7 protein-coding genes and 1 pseudogene are annotated in these 10,428 nt (G+C 66.5%); 1 reads left to right on the top strand and 7 read right to left on the bottom strand.

Translation table 11 applies throughout. From position 1 onward, the window contains the following. Nucleotides 1–20: 20 nt before the first annotated feature. The 5 genes from C8054_RS03570 to C8054_RS03550 all read right to left on the bottom strand — a co-directional run bounded on the left by C8054_RS03570 (nt 21) and on the right by C8054_RS03550 (nt 5,781). Nucleotides 21–728, bottom strand: a complete 708-nt coding sequence (locus C8054_RS03570; RefSeq protein WP_107155259.1) for a Crp/Fnr family transcriptional regulator — start codon at nt 726–728, stop codon at nt 21–23. 396 nt (nt 729–1,124) lie between these two features. After that, a complete protein-coding gene (locus C8054_RS03565; RefSeq protein WP_107155258.1) occupies nt 1,125–4,007 on the bottom strand; it encodes a tetratricopeptide repeat protein in 2,883 nt (960 codons plus the stop codon). A gap of 17 nt (nt 4,008–4,024) precedes the next feature. After that, entirely contained in the window at nt 4,025–4,399 is a 375-nt protein-coding gene (locus C8054_RS03560; RefSeq protein WP_199199517.1) for a hypothetical protein, read from the bottom strand. Between the two features lie 175 nt (nt 4,400–4,574). Next, entirely contained in the window at nt 4,575–4,889 is a 315-nt protein-coding gene (locus tag C8054_RS03555) for a hypothetical protein (RefSeq protein WP_107155257.1), read from the bottom strand. Between the two features lie 649 nt (nt 4,890–5,538). Then, nucleotides 5,539–5,781, bottom strand: a complete 243-nt coding sequence (locus C8054_RS03550; protein ID WP_146179844.1) for a hypothetical protein — start codon at nt 5,779–5,781, stop codon at nt 5,539–5,541. A gap of 680 nt (nt 5,782–6,461) precedes the next feature. Between C8054_RS03550 and C8054_RS03545 the strand changes: the two genes are divergently transcribed. Next, a complete protein-coding gene (locus tag C8054_RS03545) occupies nt 6,462–7,535 on the top strand; it encodes an alkene reductase (RefSeq protein ID WP_107155255.1) in 1,074 nt (357 codons plus the stop codon). Nucleotides 7,536–7,560: 25 nt separating this feature from the next. Here C8054_RS03545 and C8054_RS33330 read toward each other — a convergent pair. Both C8054_RS33330 and C8054_RS32505 read right to left on the bottom strand, forming a co-directional pair. Continuing rightward, a pseudogene (locus C8054_RS33330) lies at nt 7,561–7,722 on the bottom strand (transposase); the annotation flags it as partial. Between the two features lie 48 nt (nt 7,723–7,770). Then, the gene (locus C8054_RS32505; RefSeq protein ID WP_233219478.1) at nt 7,771–8,751 is read right to left on the bottom strand and encodes a hypothetical protein; all 981 of its coding nucleotides are present in this window, start codon (nt 8,749–8,751) and stop codon (nt 7,771–7,773) included. Between the last annotated feature and the right edge of the window lie 1,677 nt (nt 8,752–10,428).

Raw genomic sequence — 10,428 nt, 5'->3', positions numbered from 1 at the left:
TTCTCGAGGACTGGACCCCCTCAGCGTCGGCCTGAAGTGCGCGGCTCTCTGCCCAGTTCTGGGCGGAAACCGTGTGACCGGCCGCTCAGTGCTGCCGGTTCCACGATGGTGACTTCACGCCGTCCGGTTACAACAATGCCGGCCTGGCGCAGGGCGGTCAGCTCGGCGACGACCGCGTTACGCGAAGCGCCGACCAGTTCGGCGATCTCCGCCTGCGACAGCCGGATCACGGGCTGCCCGTCAGCCCGCCGGCTCTCCCTTTCGAGCTGGAGCAGCGCCCGCGCCAGCCGCTCCCGCACGGGCAACACGGCCAGCGCTGAACGCTGGGCGTCCGAGCTGCGCAATCGGCTCACCGTGTAGGTAGCGAAGCCGGCAGCGAACGCAGGCCGGGTCAGAAAGCGCCGAAATTGCGGACCGGTCAGCAGCCGGGTCACCGTAGTGGTGAGGGCGGTGACCGTGGCCGACCGGGGTTGCAGGTCGACGGCGGCCAAGTCGCCGACGACGTCGCCAGCGGAACGCAACGTGAGCATCGCGCTGCTACCGTCACGCTCCGATCGCACGATCTTTACGCAGCCAGCCAGGACCACGTGCACGTGCTGGGTGGTATCGCCTTGGCGCAGCAGCACGGCACGGGGCTCGAAGCGTACGGGGATTCCGGTGTCCTGCACCCGGTGCCACTCGTCTTGCGGCAGATGTGCGACGAGTCCGCATTCACCGTAGTCATGCATGCACAGAATGTATCGCCGAGGGCTTCAACCGGCACGGGCAGCGCCTGTTGGGGTTCGAGCACCTCGGCGGCTTTGGCCTCGAAACCGGCCTTGACCTGGAGTGTTTGGGCATGAGTTTGTGTCGGGATCGACACAAACCGATGCCCAACCTGGGATGCGCCTTACCGGCGCTATCCCGCTCGGCTGAAGATCAGCCTTTCTTGACGGGTCCGGAGCCCGGGCGTTCCGGACCCGTCTCTGCGCGCGACCACTCCCAGCCGAACGCGCCTCCACGACCCGACGCGGTGCGCTCATGCTGACGTCAGGGCCGTTCGCGGCTTTTGCCGACCTGCACGGCTGATGCGGTTTGAGTAGTCTTGGACTCCGCCAATTTTCCTTGAGCAGTGCCCGGAATCCTCATCGCGATGAGCGCGGCGACTCGGTCCCCGCCCTTCTTCGCCGATTAGCAAGGTGACCACGAGTGCGCAGGGCGTCGGGATGCCTGGGGCCGATCACACGCAGTTGATCAGCGAGTAGGGCTTCCGTTTCGGCGACTGCGCCGGCCCAGTCTCCCGCCCTTCCCCGGCGGTCAGCGAGCGCGCCACGGGTGGCAAAGGTGTCGCGATGGTTGGGGCCCAACCGACGTAGCTGGTCGGCGAGCAGAGCTTCCGTTTCGGCGACTGCGCCGGCCCAGTCTCCTGCCCTTCCGCGCCAACCGGCGAGGGCGCGGCGGGTGGCGAAGGTGTCGCGATGGTAGGGACCTAATACCTGCACCCGGGAAATAAGCACTTCCTCCAACGCGGCGAGCGCTCCCTCAACATCCCCTGCCCTGCCTCGTCGATCGGCAAGGAAGGCGCGGGCAGCCAACGTGTCGCGACGGTCGGGCCCCGACACACGCAACTGGACAGTAAGAAGGACCTCCAACGCGGCGACCGCGCCAGCCCAGTCACCCGTGTCTGCTCGCCAAGCAGCGATACTGCGGTGGGTGAGCAGGATGTCGGGATGGTCGGGGTCCAACGCACGTTGCTGATCGGCGAGCAACTCTTCCAAAGCCGTGACCGCGCCAACCGCATCGCCTGCCTTGGCCCGCCATTCGGCGATGCGGTGTCGGGTGGCCAGAGTGTCGGAGTCATCGGGGCCCGACAGCCGCAGGCGGTCAGCGAGCAAGTCCTCGAACGCGGCGACTGCGCCCACCCAGTCTCCTGCCTCTCCCCGCCACTCAGCGATGCGGTGGCGGGTTCGTAGGGTTTCACGATGATCGCGGCCGACTGCCTGCAGTAGCGCGGCGAGGAAGTCCTCAAGCGCTGCGACTGCGCCCTCCGCATCGTCCGCTTTGAGCCGCCATTCTGCGATGAGGTGGCAGGTTGTTGCGGCTTCACGGTGGTCCGGGCCCAACAGACGGATTTGATCAGCGAATAGTTGTTGAGCTTCGGCGATCGCGCCCTCCAGGTCTCCTGCCTTTGCGCGCCGTTCGGCGAGATGGCGGCGAGTGGCTAGGGTTTCGCGGTGGTCGTGGCCCAACGCCCGCAACCGAGCATCAAGGAGTTCTTCCGTCGCGGCGACCGCGCCCTCCTGATCCCCCCGAACTCCTCGCCACGTGGCAATCTCGTGGCGGGTAGCCAGGGTGTCGGGATGATCGGGACCTAACACACGTAGCCGATCAGCGAGCAGCGCCTCGAAGGTCGCTACCGCACCCAGCCGATCCCCTCGCAATGCCTGCCGCTCGGCGATGCGTTGGCGGGTCGCCAGGGTGTCGGGGTGATCGGGGCCCACCACACGTAGCCGATCAGCGAGCAACATCTCCAAGGTCATGACTGCGCCCAACAGATCTCCGGCTCTTCCCTGCCAGTCCGCAACTCGACTACGAGCGGTAAAGGTGTCCGGATGGTCAGGACCCAAATGCCGTTTGGTCATGGCGTACAAGTCCTGCCAGTGGTTGCCAGCAGAGACGATCAACCCTGCCTGATCGAGGCTGAGGCCTACACGGAACAGCACGCGGTAGACCCCCGTCGCCCACGACCGAGGACCGGCGTGCACATGCAAAGCATCTGCGTTCGCGCAAAGAATGCCTGCCCCCCCGGTCATCTCAGCCTTCGACCAAACCTCAAGCAGTCCGTCGGCAGCTGCGCTCACTGTGCGATCGAACTCGTCGGCTGCTAGTTGATCTCGGGTAGCGCGTTGGATCAGGCTGTGGACGTAAAGAGTGGCGCTGTCCTGGGTAATGCTGGCCAAGCCGAGCCGGTGCAGTGTGCGGATCGCGTCGTGGGTGTCGTCGGCATCGACAGGCCGACCGAGATGCTTCTCGCAATACGCGGCGACCGCCGGCGTGTCGAACAGGTTGAGTGGGATGCCGTTAGGGTCGAGCATGGAGGCGATCTGTAGCAGGATTCGGGCGGTGCCGCCGGTGGCGGCGCCGGCTAAATCGACTGAGAGTCGCCATGTGTCGGCGACCGATCTGGCTTGATCGTCCGGTAGGAGGTGGGGGTGCAGTGTGGCTAGCCGGCGTCCGGCTAGCCTCTGTCGGTAGCGGGCGCAGGTTAGATCCTGGTCCAGTATGTAGGTGACGGCCTGCGCCAGTGCCAGGGGCAGCCAGCCGAGATCCTCGACTAGTTGCGCGGCTTCATCGAGCCGGTGCGCCGCATCGCCCAGTTTTCCTTCGAGGTAGGCCAGCGCCTCGTCGCAGGTGAACGGATCCACCTCAATTAGGTTGCGGCCGTTAAGGAGCGCGGCGTCGCGCCGGCGGCTAGTGACCACCGTGCTGCCAGTGGCGGCGGCCGGCGGCCACAGACCACGCATATCGGCTGGGTCGGCGAGGTCGTCCAGAACGATCAACCACCGCTTGTCGGTGCTGGCCAGCCAGGCCAGCAAACGGGCAGCTGCCTGCTCGGGGTCGCTGTCCTCGAAGCTGGTGATCTCAGCGGCGGCCTGGGCGTAGCTGATGACAACACTGGAGCGCGAGGTCGCCGCTACCCAAACCAGCAGGTCGATATCGCGATCGCGTTGCAGTTGGTGGGCGAAGTTCGCGGCTACTTGGGTTTTGCCGACCCCGCCCATCCCGGCCAAGACCTGACACATGACCGTTCCACCCGCGACCCCTGCTGTCAGCGCCTTGTCAGCCTGGCGCCGCTGTCGGCGGTCCGCCAGCGGGGGCACGACCCCGACTTGATGCGGCCACGACACCTCACGGCGCCCGCGAAAGTAGAAAGTGTTGTTCTGGGTGTTGCCTTCACCGATTTGTAGGCCTTGGGCATGAGAGGCGTCGACCCGGTCACCGGCCAGGCCGTCACCCTGATCGTTCATCGACCTGGTCCGGCTTCTCAGTTAAACGTGTTGGTCTGAGTGTTGTAGTCGCCGATCTGGACACCTTTGGCCTGACTCGCGTCAACGTCGTACTTACCGGCCCTTGCCCCGCCCGGGTCCACGAGTTCTAGCAGCCGACGCGCTGCAGCGAGCGCCTGCAGATCGTTGTCCGCGCCACTGGCTGTCAGACCACCACGCAGTACTGCCCACCGGCCGGGCTTCGTTTCACTCGCGTCGAGGGCCTCCTGCGCCTCGCGACGACCTGCCAGATGGCTACGCAGCACATCCTTTAGCCCAGTGAAGGTGTCAGTAATCATGGACTTGGCCACGTCCGTCGAACCTGCCGTCGCTCCTGCCACGAGGGCCGCGATGATTATCTCCACACCAGTCACGATGATCACTTCCCGTGAGGGGTCGCTCGATTATGTCATGAAGAGACAAGCGAATGCCGCGCGGACTTGGCTTCGGTCAGGCCGGCCAGCTCGAGGCCATATCGACTGCCCGCGGGTATCCGATTTCCGGGCGTGAGCGATGAAGTCGTCGACCTGGCCGAGTCCACTCGCCCCATTAGCGCGGGATGAGCATCAACACCGCTCCGTCGTCGGAGACAGCAGTGACGTCGTCGTTGGGCTCGCGCCTCGCGGCATCACGCTCCTGCGCTCGCCGCCCGACTACTCGCCTCTGGGCCTCAAACACCCTGTCCGCGTCGCGGTCGCCAAGCGCTTCGTCCACCTCCACGGCCAAGCCAAACACCACCTCCAGCTCTCCACCCGGCAGCGTGATCAGATTGCGGACGCCCACGACCTCCAAGCCGCTGCGGGTCTGGCGCTCGACCCTCGGTGGTCGCGCCTGCACATCTCGATCCAGGTTGGCCCGGAACACCGGAGGCGCCCCACCTCTGGAAGGCATATCCGTTGCCGGCGAAATCGGCGAGGCTAGCCCACGATGCTTGCGTCCCCGCCTGCACCAAGTTCTCCGCCGACAGCGACGCTTCCTCGTCGATGTCGACGTGAACGGTCCGCTCGAACGTCTCGCGCTCGACGTGCACCTCCGCCGTGTCCTCGAACGGTTCCGGCAGTTCCACCCCGCTTGTTGCCGGCTCGTGGCGCCTGCGGTATTCAGGGGACAGCTCGAGCGCCCGGCAATAGACCCAGTCGTCCGCCAGGACCGTACCGACGGCGAGACCGGGAGGTTGGCGACTCGCGACAGCCACACCGCGCAACTGCACACAAGCCGACGCCATTTGATCCAGGCCGTACCTCCAGGCCTTGGTGCCTTTGCACTCGACCACCGCGTAGTGGAAGCCGTCGCCGCTGCCCGGGCTCTCCGCGATCAGCAGGTAGTCCGGGCGCCGGCCTCCGCGCTGGATGACGGATGAAGTGACACCGCCGGCCCTGATGACGCCGCTGGACAACGCAACGTCGATGTCGATGACACCGGTGACCGTGGCGCCGGGCCAACGCGCGGCCATCCATTCCTGTGCCCGGTGCACGGCGAAGCCGATGCCCAGTTCCTCCGAGGTGACCCTCCGCTAGCTCCCGACGATCCGCCGGCCCGCGGACGACAGGCACAACTGTCCGTCCGAGCCCGCATCGAACAGGCCCAGGTACCGCAGCAGCGACCAGTGACGGTGCGCCTCGTACAGGTCCGTCTGGTACTGCGGCTTCGTCGCCACTGCCAGCCGAAGCAGCACGTCCAACGGCCGCACCGTCGCCTGGCCATCAAGTGCGGGCACGTCCCGTACGCCAAGGTCATCAGTGGTGTACGCCTGCACGTCAGCGCAGAGTTGGGCATCGCTTACGCCGAAGTACGTCCAAGGCTGGGCAACGATGTCGAGCGCTTGCCGTAGATCTACCCCTGGCATTCTGCCCATCCCCGACAACCCGCGGTGTCCCCCGCCCTCCCGACCGCCCTGCGGATGTCCCACCGCCCCCTCGGCTTCTCCGCATGGAGACGATGTGGGCAGCGTTGGGGTTCGAGTGGACTCGAAGGCCAACGCCTCGAACTTGGCCCTGACCTGGAGTGTTGGGCTTGGGCTTGTGTCGGGATCGACACGAACCGATGCCCACCTCGGGTTGCGCGTTGTCGGCGCCATCCCGATCGGTTGACGATCACCCTACCCGGATGTACGGGTCGCCGAGCAGCCAACGAGGCCCGTCCGTTACACCGTCGATGGCTGGCCTGAGATTTGTGCCGGCCCTCGCGCCTCCGGCGGAACCGGAACCCGGCGAACGCCGACTTCGACGGCAGCCACGGGGCGGGCCGGCTCGATGACCTCACTGCTCAAGTCTGCCTCGATCTCGCCAACGCTCAACGCAACAGAGCCCCGACGGGGCCAGGGTCCGAGACGTGCGTCACGGCGCGTCCGGGAATCGTCGGCCGAGCTATCCAGTTGATCAATGCCGGGACGCCAGCGTACCCAAGACGTCCGTTCGACGACGAAGCGGAGACACGATGACAGCCCTGTTCAGCCCGTTCAGCCTGGGCAAGCTGGAACTGACCAACCGGATCGTGATGGCACCGTTGACGCGTAACCGCGCGGGCGAGGGTCAGGTGCCGCAGGAGATCTCCGCGACCTACTACGGCCAACGCGCCTCGGCCGGCCTGATCATCACCGAGGGCACCCAGCCCAGTGCCGTCGGCCAGGGCTACGCGGACACGCCGGGCATCCACTCTGCCGAGCAGGTCGAGGGCTGGCGGGCCGTCGCCGACGCCGTGCACGCGGGCGGCGGAAAGATCGTCATGCAGCTGATGCACGTGGGTCGGATCGGCCACCCCGACAACAAGGGCGGCCTGGAGTCGGTGGCGCCCAGTGCCATCGCCGCCCCGGGCGAGATCTTCACCCGCGACGGGATGAAGGCGTACCCGGTGCCGCGGGAGTTGCGCGGCGACGAGCTGCCGGGGATCGTCGAGGAGTTCGTCCGGGCGGCGCGCAACGCCGTCGATGCCGGCCTGGACGGGGTGGAGCTGCACGCCGCCAACGGCTACCTGCTGCACCAGTTCCTGGCGCCGTCGAGCAACCTGCGGACCGACGGGTACGGCGGCTCCCCGGAGGCCCGCGCCCGGCTGGTGATCGAGGCGACCCGGGCCGTCGTCGAGGCGGTCGGCGCCGACCGGGTCGGCATCCGGATCTCGCCCTCGCACAACATCCAGGGCGTGCTGGAGGAGGACGCGGCCGACGTGGCCGCCACCTATGGCGCGCTGGTCGACGCGATCGCGCCGCTCGGCCTGGCCTACCTGCACGCCCTGGCCGACCCGACGAGCGACCTGATCGTCGACCTGCGGCGCCGGTTCGGGGGTCCGTTCATCGCCAACGACGGCTTCGCCTCGGTAACCACCCGCGCGGACGCGGAGCGCATCGTCGACGGTGGCCTTGGCGACCTGGTCGCGGTCGGCCGGAACTTCCTAGCCAACCCGGACCTGCCCCGCCGGTGGGAGATCGGCGCGCCGCTGAACGAGCCGGACCAGAGCACCTTCTACACGCCGGGCCCGCGTGGCTACACCGACTACCCGACGCTGGAGCAGTAGGCCCGGCGGCGAACCGTCCGGGCCGGCCGCCGTCGCGATCCTGCCGCATCCGATCAGCCCAGTTGCGCAGCGTCTCATGGTTGACGCCCAACTCCCGGCCCACGTCACGGATCGTGCGACCAGAATCGAGCACCAACGCCGCGGCCTGGCGGCGGAACTCCTCGGGGTACTTGCTCTGTCGAGCCACAGCGTTTCCTCCTCCTCGGCAGGATGCCAAGTTAGGAGGTGTCCGGTCTCAGGGGGTCACTTCAGCGTCCCGATCGGCGAGGACTTTCGTGACGAAATAGTCGACGACAGGGCGGATCGCTTCCTCTGGCACGTCATCAATGCCGAGCCGAGCGATCAAGGCGTTGTACATCGCCCGCAGATGCCTCTCTCGGTCATCCGGCTCATCGTCGGGTCCACAACGGGACAGGTGCGCGCGCGTCTCCTCGGCCTCCTTCAAGGTGGTGATGAGGTCAGCAAGGCGCAGCTTCCGTGCCATCCCCTTGCTGACGGTCACCAGCAACGGGGGAAGTACCCGTTTGGCGTGGCCCTCGCTGTAGCGGACGAACAAGTCCGCCGGCTCCGCGGTATGGCTCGCGAGAGCCCCAGCCAGCAGGCCGACGCAGGCGTCGGTAAGCCGAACTGGCGCCCGGCGAGCCCACGACTTCGTGGGCTTGGTCGAGTATCGGTACTTGGCCGTGATATGCCGTAGCAGCGCCGAACCACTCGCGTGGGTGAAGTACTGCGAAGCTGGCCGGTACGCAGCGTCATACAAGTGAATCGCGAGCGTGGCGCCGGTCCGGGAGTCGATCTGCTCGGTCATCGACCGCACGTCGGGGAGTTTGCGGGACTCACCGAGAGCACATACCGCCTCTCGGATCACCGAGTCCGGAAGGATCCCGGCGCTCGACATGAAGGTCAGCAGCGACGGCGCGACCTTGATCTCGGACTCGCGGATCTTGCGGGCCGCGTCGGGGTCGTGCAGGCACCACAACCCGACGATGCAGGTCTCCATCGCGGTGCGCGCCAGCAGCGGCGCCGATTCACGCTGATGCGTCTGCACCGCCCGACGTGTCGCGCGTTGCAATGCCAGGAGCCTCAGCATCGCCAAGCGGGCGTACCCTTCACCGGTGACTTCCGTTTCGTTACGCGGCCAGGGCCTGCGGGTGGCGAGGCTGCGGGCGCGGTGTCGGACCTGCACCCGCCGGGGCAGGTCCGGGTAGGGCAGCACGCCACGAAGGACAATTCGAGCGAGCATGACCAAGGCGGCTCTCACGGTCCGGAATCATCGCAGGTGTTCTCACCTCGGACGCAGGATTTTCCGTGCCTTCAAACGCGTTCGACACGGACGGCCCGACAGGGATCGGCTCGTTCAGGCCGCGATTACGGCACATGCGGACTTGATGCCCCTCCTCACCAAGCCGGTCTCGCCAGCGATCACCTCACCGTCGCTGCAGCCGCGACGACGTCAACGGTCAGCCTCAACCACCACCCTCGGAGATTGCCCATCGAGATTGCTCCCTACGTCGGCGGTACAGCACCTGAACCGCCTCCCGGTGGCCCATCTAAGCTGGGCCGCGGCGTTCGCTCGCTGCAGTGCGCTGCGGCCAAGCTCGTCGCGTCGTGCCTTCCGCGGCGCCGACCCGGCATCAAGCGCTCAGGGAAACGAGTGACTTGAACCCAAGACAACCTCTTGTCGAGTCCCCTCAGGACTTGTCATTGGTTGTCAAAACCCCTTGTTACCGTCCGTAGCTATCTCGACCTTGCCATTGGTGGTCAGAAATAAGCACTGAGCTGCACAGACACGGTCAGAGACCGATCGCCTCTTGTCACTGGTTGTAAACTGCAGGTGGGGTTTTCGGGGGGTAAACGGGGGCAGACCAACAGGACATCGCCACGGTCCGACCGCGCCCGCCGCCCTACCATCGAGGTCTTCCGTCGCCAAGAGAACGACGAGCCCTCATCCATCGGGACCCGCCTGCCCCAGGCATGGGGGTACAAGTCGGTGGGGTGATCGATACCGTCGCCCCACCAGCGCCCGACGCAGACGATATTGTGATGATCGACCGCCGCCCATAGCTAACCCAGATGACGGCTGCCGCGCGGATCACCCCCGAGTTCGCGAGGAGCAGAAAGCTCCGAGGGCGCGGAGGGCGGTGCGTCCGGGATCACCCCCGCGTGCGCGGGGAGCAGCGGGAACGGGCCGGGGGTGTCGGCCGGCGCCAGGGATCACCCCCGTGTGCGCGGGGAGCAGACGTCGTAGAGGTACGGCCTCGCGGTGGTCCCGGAATCACCCCCGCGTGCGCAGGGAGCAGAGGTACACCGGGTTGCCGAGCAGCCTTTTCACGGGATCACCCCCCGCGTACGCGGGGAGCAGCGTGGCTGGCTCATCGAGCGCGACGCCGTCGGGGGATCACCCCGCGTGCGCGGGGAGCAGTCCTGGGCCAGTCGGGCAACACGTGACACGGATAGTTGGGTATCGAGACGAGGGCTGAGCAGCTTTCACAGCGAGGTGTCCCCTACGTGCGCCGTCCAATCTTGCCGCATCGTCGACGAGATCGACGAGAAATGTTTCGCCTCGAGCCTCACAAACTATGCTTTAGCCGGGAGCCTCCGCCCACTACGTCAACTGCCGCCCAAGGAGACGATCTTGCGGAACATAGTGAATGAAACCAAGAAGTCGATCTCTAGCGTTGCAGGTCAGCAAGTCTGCTCCCCGCGCACGCGGGGGTGATCCGCAGTCGTCGCAGCCGTTCAGGGCCACGCGGCTCTGCTCCCCGCTGTCAACGCCGCCTCAAACGGGACCACCGTGGTCCGGCTGAAACTGGACCACCTCGGTTTGGTTGATCTTTAGTCGTTGGTCTTGGTGGCCGCGGGGACGCGGCCGAGGTCGCGGTCTTTGAGTCGG

Origin of the sequence: Micromonospora sp. RP3T (genome assembly GCF_003027925.1) — a bacterium.
Classification (GTDB): Bacteria; Actinomycetota; Actinomycetes; order Mycobacteriales; family Micromonosporaceae; genus Micromonospora.
Note: the sequence above shows the minus strand (reverse complement) of the source record. Positions and strands in the feature narration are given on the sequence as shown.

What these genes read in the sequence shown, in the direction of transcription:
- C8054_RS03570 (WP_107155259.1), bottom strand. Translation starts at nt 728, where the DNA reads ATGCATGACTACGGTGAATGCGGACTCGTCGCACATCTGCCGCAAGAC.
- C8054_RS03565 (WP_107155258.1), bottom strand. Translation starts at nt 4,007, where the DNA reads ATGAACGATCAGGGTGACGGCCTGGCCGGTGACCGGGTCGACGCCTCT.
- C8054_RS03545 (WP_107155255.1), top strand. Translation starts at nt 6,462, where the DNA reads ATGACAGCCCTGTTCAGCCCGTTCAGCCTGGGCAAGCTGGAACTGACC.